Source organism: Lysobacter sp. Hz25 (genome assembly GCF_046097045.1).
GTDB lineage: Bacteria > Pseudomonadota > Gammaproteobacteria > Xanthomonadales > Xanthomonadaceae > Lysobacter > Lysobacter antibioticus_B.
In genome coordinates this window covers 618,461-638,416 of the sequence record NZ_CP175666.1, presented here as the reverse complement: position 1 = coordinate 638,416, position 19,956 = coordinate 618,461, and the positions used below count along the sequence as shown (strand labels likewise).

Genomic DNA, 19,956 nt, shown 5'->3' with positions numbered 1-19,956 from the left:
GCGACTCACTTCGGTTTGCTGTACCACAAGGCATTGACGATGATCCATCTGCCGTCGAATTTGCCCATGTGGAAATAGTCGACGAACCACTGGGTTTCCAGGCGCACCGAGGCGGCGTTTCCGACCACGTCGAGCACGCGGCAGCTGCGATCCCACTGTTCCTTCGGCGTCTTCAGCGCCCCCTGCTTGGTCAGCGCCACCAGTTCTTCCTTGGACATGCGCCGCAAGCCGAGCCGCTCGTAAGGCGTGTCCCCGATCACCGCGCGCTTGGCCAGGTCCGGGTGCAATGCGCGCGCGACGCGATCCGGATCGGCCTCGAGCTGGCCGTCCACATAGTCGAAGCAGGTCGCTTCGATAGCCGCGACCGTCGCCGGATCGACGTTCGCCGGGGCGGGCGCCGCCGCGCCTGCCGCCGCCATGATCAAGGAAAATGTCAGCATGGTTGTCTGTGTCGCCGAGTCGGATCGATTCGGCCATTAGGCAGGACCCGAAAGCGGAAGTCTGCCTGCCGTGCGGCAGAACGTTGCTGGCGCGCGACGAAGCGTTGAGCCGCTGCATCGGCCGGACGCTCCCTTCACTCTGGGCGGGGAGTCATTCATAGTGGCGGCCTGCCAGGAAGAAGCCCAATGAGTTCCATCGCCTTGCCCGATTCGATGTCGGCAGCCTCGAAGCGTTTGTTCTGGCCCTTGCAGAGCATCGGCTGGTTCGGCTATTTCATACTCCACTTCACCACCGCGATGGGCGACGGCAAGCCGCTGCGCTATGTGTCCGCCTCGCTTTCCGTAGCCGTCTGCGGCTTCGCCGTCACCAGCCTGCTGCGCCTGGGCTATCGGCGCCTATGGGGTTTGTCGGTACCGCAGATGACCGCCGCCGCGATCGCGCTGCTCGTGCTGGCCACGCTGGCGCAGATGAAGCTTTACGTGACCATCGCGTTTCGCTATTGCGACGACTGCGAGATCCGCAGCATTTTCGGTTATCTGTGGTACTTCACCTCGACGCTCTACATTCTTCTTTCGTGGAGCGGGCTGTACTTCGGAATCAAGTTCGCGCTGCAATTGCAACAGCAGAAGGAGACCGCATTGCGTGCGCAGAACGCCGCGCACGCGGCGCAGATCAAGATGCTGCGCTACCAGCTCAATCCGCACTTCCTGTTCAATACGCTCAACGCCATTTCCACCCTGGTCCTCGACGACCGGCGGGACACGGCTTACCGCATGGTCGCAAGCTTGTCGGCGTTTCTGCGTCGCTCCCTCGACTCCGACCCGGAGCAGCCGGTCACGCTGGCGCAGGAGGTCGACGCGCTCGATCTTTACCTGGGCATCGAACAAGTGCGTTTCGGCGATCGCCTGCAGATGGCCATCGATATCGAACCGGCCGTACGCAATGCGCTGGTACCCAGCCTGATCCTGCAACCGCTGATCGAGAACGCGATCAAATACGCGGTGTCGAAACGCGAAGAGGGCGGGCGCATCGAACTGGTCGCACGGCTCGACGGCGACATGCTCGACCTGCATCTTCGCGACGACGGCCCCGGCTTCGTCGAGGCCGACCCCATGGCCGATGGGCATGCCCCGGTCGGGCTGGCCAACACCCGCGAACGCCTGCGCGTGCTGTACGGCGAGCGCCAGCGACTGGACATCCGCAACCGCGAACCTCGCGGCGTGGACGTGCATATCCGGCTGCCGTTCGCGACCGCGCAGAAGTCATGAGATGAAGAAGCCCTGACATGAAGAAAATCCGCACCCTGATCGTCGACGACGAAGCCTTGGCGCGGCGAGGGCTGGAACTGCGCTTGGGCCGCCACGAGGACGTCGAGATCGTCGGTGAAGCCGGCAATGGCCGCGAGGCTTTCCACGCCATTTCCGCCTTGCGTCCGCAGCTGATGTTCCTCGACGTGCAAATGCCCGGGATCGACGGCTTCGAGCTGTTGCGCATGCTGCCGGCGGCGCAGATCCCGCTGACGGTTTTCGTCACCGCCTACGACCACTACGCCATCGCCGCGTTCGCCGCGAGCGCGCTCGATTACCTGCTCAAGCCGGTCGACGACGCGCGCCTGGACGAATCGGTCGAACGCGCGCGTTCGCGCCTGGCCGCGCGCAAGACCGAGGATCACTACGAGCGCCTGCTCAAGTTCGTCGCGACCCTGCCCGGAACGCACCGATCGAAGGTCGACGGCCTGCTGGGCGACGAGGATCCGCGCGCCGGCTCCAAGCTGACGATCAAGGACGGCCATCGCCTGCTGCGCATCGACGCCGACTCGATCCGCTGGATCGATGCCGCCGGCGACTACATGTGCATCCACGCCAACGACGAAACCCACGTCCTGCGCGGCACGATGCAACAACTGGAGCGCCGCCTCGATCCGCATAAGTTCGCGCGTATCCACCGTTCGGCCATCGTCAACCTGGGGCGCGTCAGGGAAATGCGCCCCCACCTCAATGGCGAGTACTTTCTTCTGCTCGACTCCGGACACGAGCTGAAGCTGTCGCGCAGCTATCGCGACAAGCTCAAGCTGTTGACTTGACTTGAGCTGACCTGACCAAGCCCCGCTCCACTCCGGGTCGGCAGCCTCGCCCCGAGCGCAGACATTCGAACAACGACGGAAGCGACCGCTCGCTTCCGTCGCCTCGTTCATCAAGATGGTTCTCGCCGCCGATGAACACCGGCACGTTTCACTCGGCCTCGGCTACCTTCGCAAGGGGCTGCCTGGAGCCTTCGCCGCAACCGGCGCGCCGCCGAACGCAAACAGGGCCAGCTTATCTGCGCCCGTTATCGGCAGGCCCGACGCGCTCCTGCAGCTGTTGCTGGAGCTGCCGCACCGGCGAGGATGGCGCATCATTCGGCCCCACCGGGCGCGATTCGTAGTGAGCCTTGAAAATCGCCCGCCCTTGCGTCTCGATCGCGTCCCATTGCTGCGATGACAGGTCGCCGAAGCGAGTCGGGCCATTCGCCCAGAGCGCCTCGAACCCCGAACCGCGGCGGCCCCGGACCAGGTCGCGGGCATAGCCATACGCCAGCTCCTGCACCCGGTCGGGCGGGAATAGTCCGCCGTTCCCGGAGTACGTATCGATGTAGATATCCAAAGCGCGGTCCTCGCCGGCGGCCAGGCCTTGAGCCAGCCACTCGTGCGCCAAGGTGCGCTGCTGCGCCGCGCGCTCGATGTCGGCGATCAATCCACCGCGGTCGCGATCCGCTTGTTCGGACCAGGTGGCCACATAGGCGAGCCTCGCATCCTTCGCATCGCCCCGACCTGCCCGCTCCAACCACAGCAAAGATTCGTCCAGGGCGGCCTGGCCCACCCGCGAACAGGACTCGTACTGCTCGAGTTCCCTGGCGAATCGATCGTGGACGGTCGTCATGCGCGCTTGTGCATATTCGGCGTTCCCCGAGGACTCCATCTCATCTTCCAGCCGGGCCAGCAGTTTGTCCGGCGTGCCTTCCATCACCGTCTTGCGGCACTGGTCCGATCGGCTCCCCAAAATATAGGCGGCTTGGACGTCGCCTCGTTCCGCTGCCGCGCGCAGTTCGGCATAGACTTCGTCGAGCGGAGGGAGCCACCACTTACCGGATGGATTCTTGCTCCACATCTGCTCGAGGAAGCGCTTGCTGGCGGCGCGATCCGCGGCCGACTCTTGCGGAAATTGCGACAGGCGTTGCCGAAGCACGGCGGCGGCATCTTGCCCAGCCGGCGCTGCGCGCTTCTCGGAAGTTTTCGCTTCGGCGATCACGACCTGCGCTGTAACGCCGCCCTGCGTTGACGTGGCTCGGCTCATATAAAACCACGCGGCCAGCCCGCCCAGGGCCAATGCCAACACTCCCAACCCGACCCCTCGTTTCATCGCGGTGCCCTCCTTTGCTGAAATGCCTGCTGGATTTCGAACGAGCGTCGCTCGGAATCGCGTATCTGCTGGGGGTTCGCATGCTCCAGCAATTGCGCTTCCATCATCTTCGCAAGCCCTTGTGGCAGCTGACTGCCTTCGTCCGTCCGTCGATACGCTTTCCAGTAAGCGAGCGCGTCGGTCATGTTGCGGCCCAGATACGCGTTATGCCCATGGGACGCGGCCAATGCCAGCAGCGCCTCGGGCTCGCCCGCCTCGAACGCACGGCGCAGGTATCCACGGGCCCGCTCGCGCCGTGCGACCACCTCCGCGGCGTTGTCCAGCAGGTCCGCCTCGGAGGGGAATTCCTCGAACGCGAAAGCGGCATAGTCGACCATCGCTTTCGTATGGCCGCCTTCCGCGGCCAGTTCGAACCAGGCGCGCGCATCGCCCTTGCTTATCGAGGCCGGCAAGTCCCCTACATCGCCGCAGATCGCGTCCATTCTGTCTTTGCCGTACAGCAACGCATCCAGCACGTCCGGATCGTCCATTCTGCGTCCGCCCCAGCGCATGCTGCTGCCGGCCTTGGCGATCGCTTGTGCCAGCATCTCGGTAAAGGCGCCACCGGGAATCGGCTGGTACTCACGGCATCGGCTGATGACCTGGCCCAGGCGATAGGCGGCCCGCACGTCGCCTGCGCGCGCGCGGACTTCGAGTTCTTTGTGGGTATCCAGAAACGAGCCTTGGGGCAGCGGCGCCGCGGCAGGCACGGAGTTCCGTCCCGGTGCATCGGCCGGGGTCGCTTGCGAGGCCGAGCGATGCTCGTCGTCCGTCCGCCGGTCGCGCCCCAATCCCCACCAGGCCGCTCCCCCGACCACGAGCGCTACCAAGGCTCCCATCAGGACCTTGCCCCTCCAGCCATCCCTTGCGCGTCGCTCCATACCCACCCAGGCCTCTCGCAATCCGCGGCGTTACCCGCAACCGATGTCGCTTGCCGTACGGTCGCCGCTCGAAGGCGACCGACTCCATAGCCGACCGAGTTTGCCATACCCTCGCACCGCGATGGCGCGCCTGGCCCTATCGCGCGACACCGGATCAGTCGCTGGCGGACGGAGCTCGACTCCGTTTATTTCGTCACCACGAAGCTGGTTTGATCGACCCCCGTGTTACCGGTCTTGGGGTCGTAGGCATACACCGTGATGCGATAGTTCCCGGGGGCATCGGGCTTCAACTGCGCCTGGAAGGTGTTCATCGTCGCCTGCATCTGCAGCGGTATCGTCTTATAGGGACGCCCGTCCTTCTCGACGATCGCGGCCACGTCCATGCTCTTGCCGTCCCAGGTGCCGCCTTCGGTAAGGATGCAGCCGCACATCATGACCACGTTCGCCTTGAGCTCGTAGGGCGCCTGGCTGAGCGGCGTGTACAGGTGGGTGCCCGGGCTCAGTATGTCGACGATCATGCCCGGCACCTCGACGATCAAGCCGTCGCCCGCGATGGGCTTTCCGGGGACGAGCCAGAGTTGCGTCTGCGATACGGTCCTGGCCTGCTTCTTGATGTAAGGCGCCAGCACTTCGACGGTCGCAAACACCGGCCTGTCGAGTAACAACCTGGCCTTGAATGCGGCGGCGTTCCCCGCTATCGCGCCGTAACGCGTTCGGGGCGTACTCATGATGGCTTCGGTGTCGCCGGTGCCGCCTTCGGTCAAGCCTTCCGCCAGCACTTTGTCGCTGTCCGCGTCCTTGATGCGAACCCAGGCGCCCCCGATCGACGAACCGATGAATTTTCCGTCCCGGGCCTTCGCCCGGACGACGATGTCGGTTGCCACCGGCTCCGCCTTCGCATTGCCGACCGCAAGCAACACCAGTACTGCCGCATACATCAAGTAACGCATGGCTTTCCTCTGTCGTTATTCAAGCAGTGAAGTCGGGAGCCGCTTGCAACTCCGACCCGAGCCGGGAATGCGAAGCGGCGAAGGCTCGGCCGATGCAGTATGAAGCCCTCGCACCGACCGCCGGCCGGGAGGCACTGACACTGCTATCGTTTAGCCCTCAGATAGCGAAGGAACGGGACCTTAGAAGCATGACGTTAGACGAGTACAACCGACTGAGGGCGCCCTCCGATACCACCCTGCTGTTTTCCTATGGCGCCATCGCCTTCGGGCTCCTCGGCTTCCTTGCGCACTCGACCACGGTCGCCGTCGCTACGATAGCCGCTTCCGTCCTCGTCCTGATCGTCTTGGCAGTGCGCACGGTCAAGCGGCTCGACAAAGCCGATCAGTTCCGTTGCCCGTCCTGCGCGAAGATCCCGCATCAGTGGGTGGCGGACAATCCGTCCGACGACCGCGCGTACACCGACTATCGAACCGATTTCTGTCTTCATTGCCGATTCGATCTTCGCCGGCCGGTAGAGCCGATTGGTTGACGGCTCCAGCAGGTTCGACCTACCGGCCTGGGCTATCAGCCGGGAGGTTCCGTAGAAGTCTCAGCTCCGCTCGCTCGCTGCCGCATCGCGTCGACACTCCCCGGAAGCATGCGGACATCGTGCAGTTCCGGGTGTCGGAAGCCAGGGCATCGGGTAGAGAGCGGCCAGTGGCCGGCCGCTCTCATTGCACGACACAGGTCAGCGCAACCGTTACCGTACTTCCCATTGCCATCGAGCCCAGCACGACACCGGCATCCAGTTGCGCCGGCGTGAGCGTTCCCGAGGGACAAGCCGTGCCGCTGCACGTCGCGGGCGCGGTGCAATCCAGATTGCTGCGACCCGAAGCCAGGTCACGCAGGTTCGCCCCGGTGACGCCATCCGGGCCGTTGTTGGTGACCACGATCGTGTAGGTGGTGCTCGCACCCCGGCTCAGGCTGTCGTTGGCCAGGTCGCTCGGCCCCGAACCTGGCGTATTGGTCTTGGTGATGCTCAGGTCGGCGATCGGATTGCGGGTGTTGACGAAGGTACACAACAGGTCGTCGCCGGCGACCGGGGTCAGACTGAAACTGCCGACGCTGCCGCTCGGTGCCTGCCCGCCGCCGAGCGCGTTGCTGCAGGCATAAGTGACGGCGTAGTTCGCCAGGTCCGCACCTGCGGCGGCGGCTTCCGCGAACGTGTAACTGGTGCCGATCGCGGCCGGGTCCACCGTCGCCGTTTCGGTCGGTGCGTTGGTCGTGCCGGTGGTAGTGACGGCGCTGCTGCCGATGTTCAGAGTGAACTGGTCGGTGCCCGTAAAGCGGCCCAGCGGCAATTGTTTCTGCAGGCGCAGGCGCGGCGCCTTGCTGTTGCTGAAGGTGCAGGTAAGGGCTTCGCCGCCTCCGGTCGAGCCGCCTGGAATGGTCAAGGTGCTGCCGGTCAACGTGACGGGCACGCCGTTGTTGCTCGCATCCACGCAGGCGACGCCGGTCAGGGTCCAACCCGCCGGCACGGTTTCGGTCAGGCTCGCCGCTTGGCCGGGTGTGGACAGCGCGAATACGGCCGAGGTCTGCGGATTCGCGGTGGCGGTGTTCAGGCTCAAGCTGGCGGGCAGGCCATTGGTGCCGCCGGTGAACGCGAACGTCCCGGTGCCGCCGGTGCTCAGCTTGCGGATCGTCACGGTCGACTGCTGGGCGTTGACGAAGTTGCACGAGCCGGTGTCGTCCGGGGTGAAATCCAGGATCGTGACCGCGCGGGTCGCGGTGTTGCCGGCGTAGGTGGTGGACGTCATGGTCCCGTTGGCGGCGGTCCTGATCTTGGTGCAGGACACGCTGACCAGCACGTACCCGGCCGGCGGTGCGTTCTCGGTGATCGTCACGTCGCGCGAGTTGTTGTTCTGCACCGAAACATCCACATCGACCGAGGCCGTGCTGTTGCTGACCGGCGACAGGGCCGGAGCGGCCGGGGTGATCGAACCGTTGCCGGTCGCGGTGATGCTGTAGCCGAAGGTCGCACCGGCGCCCTGCACTTCCTTAGTCAGCACGATGTGCGGATCGCGGGTGTTGATGAAGGTGCACAGGTAGTTCGCGCCGGCCACCAGGTTGATCGCGGCGCTGCCGCCGTTGGCCCCGTAAGTCGGCGTGACGGTGCTGCCGGTGATCCCGCCGGCCTGATTGATGCAACTGACGTTGGTCAATTCGAAGTCGTTGTTGTTGCCGTCGGTAAAGCTCTCGCCAACGGTGTAGGTGCCCGGCACCAAATTGTTCAGCGCGCTGGTGCCCGGCGAGGGCGTGCTGTTGACGGTGCCGTAGTCGTGGGTCTGGCTGCTGGTGGTGCTGAGGCTGAAGAAGAAACTGTCGTCGTTGGGCAGGCCGGTGCCGGGGCCGTCGCCACTGAAATTGAAGACCACCGGGCCGCCGACGGTGCCTATGCGGGTCTTCTGGATGCGCAAGGTCGCCAGCTTGGTGTTGGTGAAGGTGCAAGCGATGTTGCTGCCCGCCGCGGTCGCCGCCGCATCGAGCACGACGTTGCCGCCGGAGGCGCCATTGATCGTCGGCGTCGCCGTGCCGCCCGCTCCCAGACCGGTGCAACTGATCGCGCTCAGTACGAACCCGGCCGGCGGCGCCGCCTCGGTGATCGTCGTCGCGGCGCCGGCCGTGCTCAGCGTCTGTGTCGTGCCGGCCACGCCCACCCCCGGACTGACAGTGACGATGCTGTGGTTCGCCACCCCGTTGCTGCCCGAGAACGCGAACGTGCCGGTGCCGCCGTTGGACACCTTCGTCACCGTCACCCTCGAAAGAGACGCATTGGTCAGCGTGCAGCTGATGCTGTCGGCGGCGCTGGTCGGGTTGACCGTAAACGGCTGGGTGCTGCCGCTCGGCAGCGTCGTGGTCGAGCCGGTGTTGGCGTTGGTGCAGGCGATGCTTTGTGCGTAGTCGGCCAGGTTGGCCGTGCCGGCAGCGATTTCGGTCAGGGTGTAGGCGGTGCCTATGGCGACCGCAGTGGCCCCGGTGGTGCCGGAACCGGCGTTCACCGAGCTGCCGCTGCCCGCGGAGGTATCGTTGCCGGGGGTGGTGAGTACGCTCGCACCGTTCTTGATCTGCACCGTGAATTGGTCGCTGTCGCTCAGGCGATTGCCGCTCAGGCCCTTGGTCAGCGTCACCGTGGGGACGATGGTGTTGAACTCGGAGGTCGCGCCCGAGGTGCAGGCCCCGGTCAGGCATCGTGTCGCCGTCATGCGCAAGGTGGTGGCGCTGACCCCGGCGATCGTGCAGGTGCTTGGGGTCACGGCGCTCGGACTGGCGACGATGCAACTGCCCAGCCAGATCTGGCCTTCGCCGTAACCGGTCGGGTCCAGGCCGCCGGGATTGTTGTAGAAATCGATGCGATAGCCGCTCGCATTGGCGCTGGTGTCGAGGGTGAAGCCGACCGTATTGCCGGCAATGCTGGTCACCACCGGGAAGTTCTGCAGACCGTTGGGGCCGGCGTCGCCGTCGCCCACATCGTTCAAAGTCACGCCATCGGCATTGAGGTCGATGCCCAGGCCGGCATTGGCGGAAATATTGAGGTTGGCGTAGATCGCATTGTTGGCGGCATTGGCGCCGGAGATCTCGACACCGTCGCCGCCGTTACCGGTGATGGTGTTGCCGGTGACGGTATTGGCATCGATGGCCAGCACCCCAGGCGAACTCTGGAAGCTGATGCCTGCTCCGCTATTGCCGGTGATCGTGTTGCCCTGGATCAGGTTGTTGCTGATGGTGCTCAGCCCGACCATCCCGCCGAACCCCTGGAACACGATGCCTGCGCCGGCGCCTCCGGTCAGGCTGTTGTTGGTGATGCTGTTGTTGTCGGTATTGCTGAGGTTGAACTGTGGCACCAGGCGGATGCCGGCGAAATTGGTGCTAGTGATCGTATTGGTGCCGACGGTAACGTTGCCTACGCTGGCCACACCGACGCCGTAGTTCGTGCCGGTGATGATGTTGCCGGTGACCGTGGCGTTGTAGCCCGCGATCGCGGTACCGTTGAACACGCTGATGCCATAGAAGCCGTTGCTGATGTTATTGCCGGTGATGCTGCAGTTGTCGCTGTTGAAGCAGCGAATGGCATCGAAACTGTCGCTGGGCACACTGATCGTGTTGTTGTTCAACACGACGTTGGGCGCATTGCTGATCGCGACTGCCGTCTGACTGAAGTTCGCGATCGAGATGCTTTGCAGTTGGCTGTTGATCGCACCGGCACCGCTGAACTGGATGGCCGAATACGCCCCGCCACCGCCGTTCAAGGTGATGCCGCTGCCATTGACCGTGGTGGTATCGGTGATGAGCGGTAGCGCCGAGGCAATGGCGATGCTGCCGCCTGCGCTGAACGCGATGGTGTCGTCCACCGTCGTGGTCAGGTTCGCTGCGGTGATGGCGGCGCGCAGCGAGGTGCAGGTGGATGCGCCCGCCACTACGGCCGTGCACGCGCCGGCGATATCGGTGGACGGCATCGTGACCGTATACGTGGCCGCGAATGCCTGGCCAGCGCCCAGTATCAGCGTCAAGCCGACCGCCCAGCGTCGTAGCGGGAACGCGCGCCGTGTGCGGCGCGCCACGGCAACGTCATGCGAGCCGGCAGGTTGCGTTCTGCGGCTCGCCGTCGCGACAGATGGGCTTAAAGAGCTGGATCGCACAGACAGCGCTAGCCGCATTACGAAGCGGTAACACCGGATCTCGGACTGGATGGTCGACATAGCCTCCCCCTAAAGCTATCGGGGCTTCCTGCCCGTTCAGACTTGTGCCTGCAGACCTTGCTCAGGTCGCAAAGCAAAACTGCATCGCCCAGCCATCCGTAATCGCGGAGAACTGGGCCGCGTCCGGCCGGAGGGGGGCGGCGGACGATAAATCTAGTTTATGTGACTTACATCACAAAAATCATGCCAGTCGTCGGCAGCGACCAAGTAATGGCAAATTCGGCTAATTTCTCCAAAATTTAGCTAAATTCCATTAACAGTCCGCAAAGGTGACCTTTTTGGCCTCCTTCTTGGTCACTAATTGCCCTTCCTGGCACACCCTGATGCTGGGCGGCAGAGCGCGTGATGCAGCGGCCATGGGCCTCTCCGCAGGCCGGATCAGCCCGCCCCCATCTGCATGCTTTGTGCCGCCGCCGGGTCCGCCCCGGCCATCCCCACCGACACCCGGCCCGGCTCGATAGACCGGCAACCGCGTTATCGGCCGACGATGTCCATTGCGGCTGATGCGCTAACGCCACGGCCAGCACCGCTCGATGCGGGCGGTCGCGGAGATCGCATCGCAAAAACAGCACGCGGCCGCGCACCCGCATCGTCGCTGCATGCCGGCAGTCGCATCCCGCTCCAGCACCCGCGCCGGACCGCATGCGTGATCGGGCAGCGCAACGCGATCGCCTGTTCGCTCCCGCGAATGCTTGCGGATCGAACGCGCAGCAACCGAGCGCATCCACCGCCCCGCCCCCAAGCGCCCGGCGGCCCGCAACGTCGTTCATGCGCCCCCAGGCGACAGCACGGCCGATCTGCTCGAACTCACCGGTACCGGCATCTGCGCACCGACTGGCGAAACGCCCTGTGCTAGCGTCGTTTTCAGGGAATTCCGGAGGCCGCCGCCGCTTCCGGCGAGCTCGCGTCATCGCGATGGGCCGTGCTTGCAACCACCGCCCAAACCCAGAGAGGAATCAAGCGAGGCGGCTTTCAATGGAGGAACACCGCATCAAGGGATGGATTGCCAAAGGAGCCGCGCTCGCTCTCTTCGCAGGACTGATCGGCTCGGCTGCGCCCGTGGCAGCGGAACCGACCTACGCCTGCACCGTGGAACGGGAGGGCGAGTTATTCCAGGTGGCGTACGATCATCCGTACGATCCCGGCTCGCTGTATCAGTGCCGCGGCGCCGCATGGCGTTTGATCGGACTGTGCAGCCCCGACCGGGGTTGCCCACCGGCGCCGGACCCGGGTGGACCGATCGTGGAGATGTAGGGATTCGCAGCCGCCTACCGACGATGCGATTCGAGGCGGGGCCCTGCACGGGTCCCGCTTTTTCAGTCCGTGGCCGACGTCATTGGGCCGAGCCAACAAGTCGTCCGCTCAGGACCGGATGCGGAGTGAGCGCGGCGCCCTGCCGGCAATGTTTCCCAAGCCTCAACAGGAACAGCGCGAAACGCAGGTCGGCGCATTAGGGCCGGCATAGCGGATGATCCGGCCGCGCCGAACAACCTGCTTCTCCGTCAAAGACGGACTTCGACGACGCGCTTGCGACGACTTGATGCACAACGGCGAGCGTTTGCCTCAAGGGATGCGAAGCCGCCCGGAAGCGCTGGGCGGCTTCGCAGTATCGCGAGCGCTACGCGCTACATGATGCAGCCGGCGTAGGCCTTCGACCGGATCGTCATGATGCCCCAGCCCGGATCGCCGCATCCGGCCGGCTGCCGTATGCCGACGACGGTACCGGCTGCGTCGTAGTACACGACGGAGCAGTAACAACCGGCGGAAGCGATCGCCGCGCCGGTACCGGCAGAGACCGCCAACAGGGCTCCCAACACGATCAACTTGATGTTGCGCATCGTCATCCTCTCCGTGGCTTGCGACAGATCGTCGCAGGGGCAAGATACAGCGAGGGCTGCGGCGGGCCGTGTCCGGCATCGCGAATTCGCAACTACAAATCCGACGATTCTTTCCTGAAACATACTGCGGCCGTGCTGTAGAGCGGCGAAATTCCCTGGCACCGCCATCAGGATGGCTACTCGCAACGCCGCTTCGCCAAGACAGACTCCCAAGCCGCAAGCGCCTCGACGGCAGCCAGGACGCCAGCGCGGGCACGAACTTCCGCACCGGATGGAGAGAAACCGCGCATCGCCCCTTGGAACAAACGCCCTGGACCGGCGTGCAAATCGGATAACTTTCGGCGAGGATGGGTGCGACGCTCTCAAGGTTGCGCGCGGGGTTCGGCTAAGCCGGTTTCAATTGAACTGCACGCCGAAGCAAGGGCGATCATGAACCCGCGATCTGGAGACACCATGCAGATTCATAACTGGCGCGCCATCGTGCTGATGTCGTTGCTGTTCGCGGGACCCGCCTGCGGCGCACCGCCCGCCGCGCCATCCCGGGGCGAGCTGAGCTTGGCCGGCTTGAAGCTGGGCGATTCTCTGGCCCTGGTCCGCAAAAAGCTCGGCAAGCCCCAGAGCACGATAGGCGCCCCCGGCGATCACGATTATCAGCTGATCTATCCTGGGTTACGCATCGAGATGATCGAGCCCGGTCGAGTTCTCACGCTGGAATCCACGTCGCCGGACTATTGCACGCCTTCGGGCTTGTGCCCGGGCCAGCCTCTGGCGGAAGCGCGCAAGCGTTGGGGCGAGGGCGAAATCTACGAGGGCGACGACAAAGGCACCTGGCACTATGGCGTCGACGAGGATTCCTGCTTTTTTCAGATCGAACCCGACCCAACGCAACAGCTCGTTCATAGCGTGGCCTTCGCCTGCCCGTGAGCCCAGTGCCAGGCCCTGGCATCGCAAGCAGATCGACGAATCTATGCCGCTGGTGGAGCCCACGATCGACCAGGGCGCCTGCGGGAGGAGCCATCGATGCTCAGGTGGAACCTGCGGCCGTCAATGCCGCCACAGCCGTCAGCGCCACCCAGCCGGGATGCCGCCCTTTCGTGCCGACGAGCACCAGGACCGCTCCGCCAAGGTAGGCGAACACGATCGCCCTGATGGCGAGTTGCGCGGACATGGGGTGGCCGAGCGCCAACTGCAACAGAACGCCTGCGAACGCCCAGCCGAACAAGGTGGCGAGGTGCCACGTGGCCCAGATGATTCGGATGTTGCGCTCACGTAGCGGTGGCGCAGGCAGTGTCGGCACCAGACTGCCGTTGCGGAGATGTCGAAAGATGAGAATCTCGCCGAGCACCGAATGGAGCAGGCCGGTTACTGCGGCAAGAATTGCTGCAATCAAGTACGGGACTTGCATTCGAATCATCCTTGAAGGTCGGCGTTCCAACCAGCGCCTGCCTCAGGCCGCCTGACTCAGAACGCCTGAATCAAGTCGAACCGGGACGCGGATCGCCTTGAATGGATTGTCAGGCCTCACGGCCGCTGCGACACGATCGGTAACCCGGAATATTCTGGCCCAGATGGATGTCGCGCGCGATGTGCCAGACGCCCTTGTGGCGCATCGGCGCGCCGATGCCGGCTCCGCCACGTTTCGGCCGGCTCGCGACCTCCGCCTTGGTCAGAAGCGGATCGTCCAGAAACATGATGTCATCGATGTAGTAGGTGGCGCAGCCACGCTCGAGCACGTGCATGTGGATATGTTGCGGCGTGTCCCTGCTTGGATAGCTGCCGGGACGGATGGTGTCGAATGCGTAGCGGCCTTGCGCGTCGCTTGATACCCAGGCACGGAGCGCACCATGCCGATGCGACGCGCGAGCGCCCGATGGCTCCGGGTAGATCCCGCCGCTGTTGGTCTGATAGGCGTAAACGACGACGCCGGGCTGCGGCTTGCCCCCTTGATTGAGTACGCGTCCGGTGACCAGCATCGGCTGGCCCGACTCCGAGATCGGCGCGATGCGAGCGCGTGAACCGAACTGGTCGGGCAAACCATCGAAGACCGCATCGCAGCCCTCGCAGGGCAGGCCAACGATCGGCTCGCGCGCCTGCGCGAGTGCCGATGCGGCGACAAGGCATAAGAAGATGGTCGGACATAAGCTGCGCATGATGGTCTCCTGCAGGCTACTGCCTGAGTTAAGCCGAGCCGCGAGGCGGCATCGGCTTGAAAGAATCGCTAGCGGGAAAACACGCGCCAGTGCAGCACATGCGTCCCCTCCCTTTGCACAGCCACGGCCTCCAGCATGGACTCACCAAGGCCAGACGGGCAGCCGTAAAAGTCATAGGCGGCGGTAAGGTCCTGCCCGGAGGGAATCCAGGAACGATCGAACGCGGGCTCCGAAAACTCATCAGCTTCCGCCGGTCGACACGGCGCGGGCGGTCGCCACCCAGAGCGTTCCAGGGTGAACGAAAGCGCGCTTTGGTTGGTGTCCACGTCATGGACTTCCTGGAGGTTCCTGGCCGAGGCCGGCACCCACGCAGGAACCCAGCCCCTGCTTGCCACACCGCTCGCCACAGCATCCGAGGTCGCCGGGTAACCGGCATCCATTACCTCATCGGTGCAGCCCGCCAGCAGCATGCCGGCCAAGACCCACATTGCCGAGCGCAAAACGCTTTCCATGCTCACCAGCTCCGTAATTAAGCCGAGACAGCAAGCGGCTTCGGCTCGAATGAGTAGTGGCGCCCATGCTACTCGACGGAGATCGGGATGGTATCCGCCCGCCCACGACCGGCGAGGCATGGCAGCACCCGATCCAAGTCAGGCCGACGTCCGCCGTTGCCCGGGCGGAACCGAACCCGGAAGCGGTCTGCGTCGGGATAAACCATCCGGCGCCTCCGGACATCAAGCCGACAGGGCTTACCCCTGGAACGACGGATCAGGGCTCGCCTCAGCGAGACCGAAAAAAATTTTCGGGAGCATGTCGTTTTGACCCTTCCCCGTTCGACGTAGTAATGAAAGCCCACCCCGGGCATCAAAGGAGAATGCAATGAAGATCACCATCGAAACCGTCGTGAACGCCAAGCTGGACCAGGTCTGGACCGCCTGGAACACCCCCGAAGACATCAAGCAGTGGAATACCGCCCAGGACGACTGGCACACCACGCGCAGCACCGTCGACCTGCGCGAAGGCGGTCGATTCCTGTCGCGCATGGAAGCCAAGGATGGCAGTTTCGGCTTCGACTTCGAGGGCACCTACACCCGTATCGAGCCTTACCGGACCATCGCCTATCGCATGGACGACGGGCGCGAAGTCCAGTCCGAATTCATCGACGGCCCCGACGGCGTCCGGGTGAAGTCCACCTTCGATGCGGAGTCGGAAAACCCGGCGGAGATGCAGCGCGCCGGCTGGCAGGCCATCCTCGACAACTTCGGGCGCTACGTCGAAGCGAAGGCTTGAGGCCTGCGTCGTAGCGCAGCAGCGCCTCTTCGGGCAGGCAGCCCGAAGAACAGGGCCCTGACAGCCGCAGCCGCCGAACGTGCGCGGCTACGCAATCGTGCGGATGGAACCAATGCGGTGTCGGCAGCGACACCGCCGGGCCGTCACTGATGCACTCGCCGCAGCGACGGCGCTCGCGGGCTGCCACGCAGCGGCTGAAGCAACTCGGTCGTGAGTCACACCCTGAGCTCGCACACAGCAAGAGGGCGCCCCTGTGCGCCCTCCCATCCATCATTCACCCCAAGGCGGATCGCGGACAGGAGTTCCTCATGCCTACGAGAGAAGAACTGGTCGAGCATCTTTGGCGGGAGATCATCAATCCGCTGGAAGATCCTTCCTGGCTCGACAACATCATCGCCAACTGCAGGCGTCGCCCCGATAGCACCTTCGCCGAGGTCGGCCCGGCCATCGAGCGGGCGCCGGCGGCCGGCGTTTCTGCCGCTGACCTGTGTCTGCTCTATCGCAGCGCCACTTACGAAGCCGTTTTCGGAACGCTGTACGCGATCGGCGATCCGGGCGTCGATGACAACGACGTGCTTGGGCTGTACGAAGATCTGAGCACATCGCCAAGTGCCAGATGGTAGTCGAGGTGTGGCCTGAATCGGGTTGATCCGCCCGAACTCGGCGAGGCTCATAGATCGCCGCGCAGGTCGGGCGACGAAGCCAGCTCGCGCATTCCGGCCTACGTGCTCATCGCCCGGATGCGGCGCTTGCGCGCTCGAGTGGAACCTCATCAGAGGCTTCAGCAGGGCCCCAGCTTGAACATGCCCTCGGTTATGAATATCCGTGCACTTCCAAGCCGATGACATGCTGAAGCACAATGGGGCCGCTATTCGAAGGCCGCCGGCCGTCGATCCCGGATCGCCGGTCGATCGCCGGCCAGAACCTACCGCCTCGCAGGCGACGACCCAGGTTCCGGCGATGACGTCGGCCGCCCCTCCAAGCTTCCGCCCCGGAAAACGACGATGCCCTACCGACCGAACGTTCTGCGCCTCGGATTGACCCTCGCACTGGCCGCCAGCCTCACCGCGTGCAAGCCGGCCCCGACCGACAGCGCTTCTACCTCCACCCAAGCGAAGACCGCGGCCGCGGCGGCGAAATCCGGCATCGACCTGGCCGGCCTGGACAAGGCGGTGAAGCCGGGCGACGACTTCGACGCGTTCGCCAACGGCGGTTGGCGCAAGACCTTCGAGATTCCCGCGGACCGCTCCAACTACGGTGCGTTCACCGTACTGCTGGAGACCGCCGAACGGCGCAACGCCGCGCTGATCGCAGAACTGGCCGCCGCCAAACCGGCAGCCGGCAGCGACGCGCGCCGCATCGCCGACTTCCACGCCGCCTATCTGGACGAAGCCGGCATCGAGAAGCGCGGCCTGCAGGCGCTGCAACCGCAGCTGGATGCGGTCGGCGCGATCGCCTCGCGCAGCGACCTGTCGCGCGTGCTCGGCGCCAGCGTGCGCGCCGACACCGACCCGCTCAATGCCACCAACTTCCACACCGCCAATCTGTTCGGCGTGTTCGTCGCCCAGGGCCTGCAGGAGCGGGCCTATGTCGCCACCCTGATACAGGGCGGCCTGGGCATGCCCGACCGCGAGTATTACCTGTCCGCCGACAAGGAGATGGCGGACGCACGCAAGGCCTACGAAACCTACGTGGCCGCGTTGTTGAAGCAGGCGGGTATCGCCGATGCCGAGACCAAGGCGAAGTCGATCGTCGCGCTGGAGACCAAGATCGCCAAGGCGCATGCGCCGCTGACCGATTCGCAGAACGTGCACAAGGCCAATAATCCCTGGGAAACCGCGGCCTTCGCGCAGCGCGCCCCGGGCATGGACTGGAACGCGTTCTTCGCCGCCGCCGGCTTGGATGCGCAGCCGAAGATCGTGGCCTGGCAGCCGGGCGCGATCGCCGGCATCGCCGCTCTGGTGGGCAGCGAACCCTTGCCGGCATGGAAGGACTACCTCGCTTTCCACGCCCTGAATCATGCCGCCTGGAACGAGGCCCTGCGCGGCCCCGGCGAGCTGCCCAAGGCTTACATCGACCTCGCCTTCGGCTTCCATGGCACCACCCTCGCAGGCACGCCGCAGGCGCGCGCGCGCGACAAGCGCGCGCTCGACGCGACCAGCCACTCGCTCGGCGACGCGGTAGGCAAGCTGTACGCCGAGAAATACTTCCCGGCCTCGTCGAAGGCGAAGGTCGAGGAGATGGTGAACAACATCCTCGCCGCATTCGACGAACGGGTGGACTCGCTCGCCTGGATGACGCCGCAGACCAAGGCCAAGGCCCGCGAGAAGGCGAAGTCGATGCGCGTGAGCGTCGGCTACCCCGAACGCTGGCGCGATTACGCCAAGCTCGAGATCCGCCCCGACGATGCCCTGGGCAACCGCCTGCGTGCGGAGCTGCACGAGTACCGGCACCAACTCGGCAAGCTCGGCCAGCCGGTCGACAGCGGCGAATGGTGGATGACGCCGCAGACGGTCAACGCGGTGCAGTTGCCGCTGCAGAACGCGATGAACTTCCCCGCGGCGATCCTCGACAAGCCGTTCTTCGATCCCGAGGCCGACCCGGCCGCGAACTACGGCTCGATCGGCGCGGTCATCGGCCACGAGATCAGCCACGGCTTCGACGACACCGGCGCGGAGTTCGACGCTCAGGGCCGCCTGGCCAACTGGTGGACCCCGTCGGACACGCAACATTTCCAGGAAGCGACCAAGAAGCTTGCCGCCCAGTACAGCGCCTATGAGCCGCTGCCGGGCCTGCACGTCAACGGCAAGCAGACCTCGGGCGAAAACATCGCCGACGTTTCGGGCCTGACCATCGCCTACATGGCCTACCGCAAGTCGCTCGGCGACAAGCCGGCGCCGGTGATCGACGGCCTGAGCGGCGACCAGCGCTTCTTCCTCGCTTACGCCCAGACCTGGCGCGGCAAGATCCGCGACGCCGCGTTGCGCCAGCGCCTGCTCACCGACGGCCACGCACCGGCGGCGCAGCGCGCACAGACCGTGCGCAATATCGACGCGTGGTACGACGCCTGGGGCGCGAAGCCGGGCGAGCAGCTGTACCTGGCACCCGCCGAGCGCATCAAGATCTGGTAAGCCGCGCCGCGCCGCCAAGCGTGCACTCCCAGCCCGGGACGTGCACGCAGCCCGCAGCTCACGACCCGGCCGGCGAAGCCGGCCGCTGGATAAGAACGGCCCCGTATTCGCCGGGCTGCGATGCGTGCCTGCAGAGCCAGAGGCACGGCGCCACCGACATGCTTGGGACACCGGCACTCGGTTGGCCGCGCAGCAACACGGCTCGCACCCGCAACGGAACGAGACAAGCGGCGAATCGCCCGCACCGCTAGGGCGCGGTGGTCTTGAAATGCCTCTCCGCCTCGTAGGGAGACTCCGGCTGTCCCATCAGATGGCCCTGCAACCCGTCGCAGCCCAGCTCGCGCAGGAAGTCGGCCTGATCCACGCTTTCCACGTCTTCGACGGTTATCCGAAGCCCCAGGCCCCGCGCCCAGGTCAGCATCGCCCGCGCCACCGAGGCGTCCAAGGTGCTCTGCGGCAAACCTCGCACGAAGCTCTTGTCGATCTTCAACTTGTCCCAGGCGAAATGCTCCAGATACGCGAGGCTCGAATGGCCGTGCCGAAATCGTCCAGGGTCAGCACTGCACCCAAGGCCTTGAGCCGGTCGAGCTCGTCCTGCACTCGCGCCAGGTTCTCCAATACGGAACTTTCGGTCAATTCGATTTCGAGCATAGGCCCGGGCACTCGAAATTCCTGCAACGCATGGTCCACCGCACGGTGCAGGCCCGCGCGCCGCAGTTGTTGCGGAGACACGTTGACTGCAATCGTGAAACCGTCATAACGGGCGTCCAGTCAAAGGCGTATCTGGCGGCAAGCCTCGCGCACCACCCAATCGCCGATCTCCCGAATCAAGCCCCGCCCCTCGGCGATGGGGATGAACCGGTCCGGCGACACGTCGCCGAGAACCGGACTGTTCCATCGCAGCAGCGATTTGGAGCCGGTCAACCGCATGTCCGCAGCCGCGAATTGCGGCTGGTACTTGAGCACCAGTTCCCCGGCCTGGACCGCCTCGCGCAGGAGACCGCCGATGACGATACGGTCCTCGATATCCTGCATGTCCTCGGTCCGGAACGGACACACGCAGTTGCGGCCCAGGATCTTTCCGCGCTCCGCGGCCGCCTG

17 protein-coding genes and 1 pseudogene are annotated in these 19,956 nt (G+C 65.0%); 8 read left to right on the top strand and 10 right to left on the bottom strand.

All coding sequences use genetic code 11. The features are described 5' to 3' along the window. Positions 1–5 precede the first annotated feature (5 nt). Positions 6–440 (bottom strand): nuclear transport factor 2 family protein, encoded by a 435-nt coding sequence (locus tag ACKN61_RS02685; RefSeq protein WP_408952188.1) that lies wholly within the window; start codon positions 438–440, stop codon positions 6–8. 186 nt (positions 441–626) lie between these two features. On the opposite strand from ACKN61_RS02685, the gene ACKN61_RS02680 reads away from it, so the two are divergent. Continuing rightward, complete coding sequence (locus ACKN61_RS02680) at positions 627–1,709, top strand: sensor histidine kinase (protein ID WP_408952187.1); 1,083 nt, start codon at positions 627–629, stop codon at positions 1,707–1,709. Positions 1,710–1,726: 17 nt separating this feature from the next. After that, positions 1,727–2,524 (top strand): LytR/AlgR family response regulator transcription factor, encoded by a 798-nt coding sequence (locus ACKN61_RS02675; RefSeq protein ID WP_408952186.1) that lies wholly within the window; start codon positions 1,727–1,729, stop codon positions 2,522–2,524. Positions 2,525–2,756: 232 nt separating this feature from the next. Here ACKN61_RS02675 and ACKN61_RS02670 read toward each other — a convergent pair whose 3' ends face one another. The 3 genes from ACKN61_RS02670 to ACKN61_RS02660 all read right to left on the bottom strand — a co-directional run bounded on the left by ACKN61_RS02670 (position 2,757) and on the right by ACKN61_RS02660 (position 5,709). Continuing rightward, on the bottom strand, positions 2,757–3,839 hold the full coding sequence (locus ACKN61_RS02670) for a hypothetical protein (RefSeq protein ID WP_408952185.1): 1,083 nt from the start codon (positions 3,837–3,839) through the stop codon (positions 2,757–2,759). Then, complete coding sequence (locus ACKN61_RS02665; protein ID WP_408952184.1) at positions 3,836–4,717, bottom strand: hypothetical protein; 882 nt, start codon at positions 4,715–4,717, stop codon at positions 3,836–3,838. Before ACKN61_RS02665 ends, ACKN61_RS02670 begins: the two co-directional genes overlap by 4 nt. 227 nt (positions 4,718–4,944) lie before the next feature. After that, the gene (locus ACKN61_RS02660; protein WP_408952183.1) at positions 4,945–5,709 is read right to left on the bottom strand and encodes a hypothetical protein; all 765 of its coding nucleotides are present in this window, start codon (positions 5,707–5,709) and stop codon (positions 4,945–4,947) included. A 188-nt stretch (positions 5,710–5,897) separates the two neighbouring features. On the opposite strand from ACKN61_RS02660, the gene ACKN61_RS02655 reads away from it, so the two are divergent. Then, entirely contained in the window at positions 5,898–6,239 is a 342-nt protein-coding gene (locus ACKN61_RS02655) for a hypothetical protein (protein WP_408952182.1), read from the top strand. Between the two features lie 181 nt (positions 6,240–6,420). On the opposite strand, the gene ACKN61_RS02650 is transcribed toward ACKN61_RS02655, so the two are convergent. Continuing rightward, positions 6,421–10,203: a beta strand repeat-containing protein gene (locus tag ACKN61_RS02650; RefSeq protein ID WP_408952181.1), complete on the bottom strand. Its 3,783-nt coding sequence runs from the start codon at positions 10,201–10,203 to the stop codon at positions 6,421–6,423. Positions 10,204–11,421: 1,218 nt separating this feature from the next. On the opposite strand from ACKN61_RS02650, the gene ACKN61_RS02645 reads away from it, so the two are divergent. Then, the gene (locus ACKN61_RS02645) at positions 11,422–11,700 is read left to right on the top strand and encodes a hypothetical protein (protein ID WP_408952180.1); all 279 of its coding nucleotides are present in this window, start codon (positions 11,422–11,424) and stop codon (positions 11,698–11,700) included. 371 nt (positions 11,701–12,071) lie between these two features. Here ACKN61_RS02645 and ACKN61_RS02640 read toward each other — a convergent pair whose 3' ends face one another. After that, complete coding sequence (locus ACKN61_RS02640) at positions 12,072–12,284, bottom strand: DUF6289 family protein (protein WP_408952179.1); 213 nt, start codon at positions 12,282–12,284, stop codon at positions 12,072–12,074. Between the two features lie 453 nt (positions 12,285–12,737). Between ACKN61_RS02640 and ACKN61_RS02635 the strand changes: the two genes are divergently transcribed. Next, the gene (locus tag ACKN61_RS02635; protein ID WP_408952178.1) at positions 12,738–13,208 is read left to right on the top strand and encodes a hypothetical protein; all 471 of its coding nucleotides are present in this window, start codon (positions 12,738–12,740) and stop codon (positions 13,206–13,208) included. A 100-nt stretch (positions 13,209–13,308) separates the two neighbouring features. Here the strand turns inward: ACKN61_RS02635 and ACKN61_RS02630 are convergent, their stop codons facing one another. The 3 genes from ACKN61_RS02630 to ACKN61_RS02620 all read right to left on the bottom strand — a co-directional run bounded on the left by ACKN61_RS02630 (position 13,309) and on the right by ACKN61_RS02620 (position 14,946). After that, the gene (locus ACKN61_RS02630) at positions 13,309–13,689 is read right to left on the bottom strand and encodes a hypothetical protein (protein ID WP_408952177.1); all 381 of its coding nucleotides are present in this window, start codon (positions 13,687–13,689) and stop codon (positions 13,309–13,311) included. A gap of 109 nt (positions 13,690–13,798) precedes the next feature. Continuing rightward, on the bottom strand, positions 13,799–14,434 hold the full coding sequence (locus ACKN61_RS02625) for a hypothetical protein (protein WP_408952176.1): 636 nt from the start codon (positions 14,432–14,434) through the stop codon (positions 13,799–13,801). Positions 14,435–14,502: 68 nt separating this feature from the next. Continuing rightward, complete coding sequence (locus ACKN61_RS02620) at positions 14,503–14,946, bottom strand: hypothetical protein (RefSeq protein ID WP_408952175.1); 444 nt, start codon at positions 14,944–14,946, stop codon at positions 14,503–14,505. A gap of 367 nt (positions 14,947–15,313) precedes the next feature. Here ACKN61_RS02620 and ACKN61_RS02615 point away from each other — a divergent pair, with 367 nt between their 5' ends. From ACKN61_RS02615 to ACKN61_RS02605, 3 genes are all read left to right on the top strand, one after another. Continuing rightward, positions 15,314–15,724, top strand: coding sequence for an SRPBCC family protein (locus ACKN61_RS02615; protein WP_408952174.1), 411 nt, complete (start codon positions 15,314–15,316; stop codon positions 15,722–15,724). A gap of 308 nt (positions 15,725–16,032) precedes the next feature. Continuing rightward, entirely contained in the window at positions 16,033–16,347 is a 315-nt protein-coding gene (locus tag ACKN61_RS02610; protein WP_408952173.1) for a hypothetical protein, read from the top strand. 381 nt (positions 16,348–16,728) lie between these two features. Beyond that, positions 16,729–18,855 carry a M13 family metallopeptidase gene (locus ACKN61_RS02605; RefSeq protein WP_408952172.1) on the top strand — a complete coding sequence of 709 codons (2,127 nt, stop codon included), beginning with the start codon at positions 16,729–16,731 and terminating at the stop codon, positions 18,853–18,855. Between the two features lie 247 nt (positions 18,856–19,102). Here ACKN61_RS02605 and ACKN61_RS02600 read toward each other — a convergent pair. Next, a pseudogene (locus tag ACKN61_RS02600) lies at positions 19,103–19,890 on the bottom strand (EAL domain-containing protein). Between the last annotated feature and the right edge of the window lie 66 nt (positions 19,891–19,956).

Bases quoted from the DNA above. Each gene is read 5' to 3' on its own strand.
- ACKN61_RS02640 (WP_408952179.1), bottom strand. From the start codon at position 12,284: ATGCGCAACATCAAGTTGATCGTGTTGGGAGCCCTGTTGGCGGTCTCT.
- ACKN61_RS02685 (WP_408952188.1), bottom strand. From the start codon at position 440: ATGCTGACATTTTCCTTGATCATGGCGGCGGCAGGCGCGGCGGCGCCC.
- ACKN61_RS02620 (WP_408952175.1), bottom strand. From the start codon at position 14,946: ATGGAAAGCGTTTTGCGCTCGGCAATGTGGGTCTTGGCCGGCATGCTG.
- ACKN61_RS02645 (WP_408952180.1), top strand. From the start codon at position 11,422: ATGGAGGAACACCGCATCAAGGGATGGATTGCCAAAGGAGCCGCGCTC.
- ACKN61_RS02680 (WP_408952187.1), top strand. From the start codon at position 627: ATGAGTTCCATCGCCTTGCCCGATTCGATGTCGGCAGCCTCGAAGCGT.
- ACKN61_RS02630 (WP_408952177.1), bottom strand. From the start codon at position 13,689: ATGCAAGTCCCGTACTTGATTGCAGCAATTCTTGCCGCAGTAACCGGC.
- ACKN61_RS02650 (WP_408952181.1), bottom strand. From the start codon at position 10,203: ATGCCGTCCACCGATATCGCCGGCGCGTGCACGGCCGTAGTGGCGGGC.
- ACKN61_RS02610 (WP_408952173.1), top strand. From the start codon at position 16,033: ATGCCTACGAGAGAAGAACTGGTCGAGCATCTTTGGCGGGAGATCATC.
- ACKN61_RS02660 (WP_408952183.1), bottom strand. From the start codon at position 5,709: ATGCGTTACTTGATGTATGCGGCAGTACTGGTGTTGCTTGCGGTCGGC.
- ACKN61_RS02655 (WP_408952182.1), top strand. From the start codon at position 5,898: ATGACGTTAGACGAGTACAACCGACTGAGGGCGCCCTCCGATACCACC.
- ACKN61_RS02675 (WP_408952186.1), top strand. From the start codon at position 1,727: ATGAAGAAAATCCGCACCCTGATCGTCGACGACGAAGCCTTGGCGCGG.
- ACKN61_RS02635 (WP_408952178.1), top strand. From the start codon at position 12,738: ATGCAGATTCATAACTGGCGCGCCATCGTGCTGATGTCGTTGCTGTTC.
- ACKN61_RS02615 (WP_408952174.1), top strand. From the start codon at position 15,314: ATGAAGATCACCATCGAAACCGTCGTGAACGCCAAGCTGGACCAGGTC.
- ACKN61_RS02670 (WP_408952185.1), bottom strand. From the start codon at position 3,839: ATGAAACGAGGGGTCGGGTTGGGAGTGTTGGCATTGGCCCTGGGCGGG.
- ACKN61_RS02625 (WP_408952176.1), bottom strand. From the start codon at position 14,434: ATGCGCAGCTTATGTCCGACCATCTTCTTATGCCTTGTCGCCGCATCG.
- ACKN61_RS02605 (WP_408952172.1), top strand. From the start codon at position 16,729: ATGCCCTACCGACCGAACGTTCTGCGCCTCGGATTGACCCTCGCACTG.
- ACKN61_RS02665 (WP_408952184.1), bottom strand. From the start codon at position 4,717: ATGGGAGCCTTGGTAGCGCTCGTGGTCGGGGGAGCGGCCTGGTGGGGA.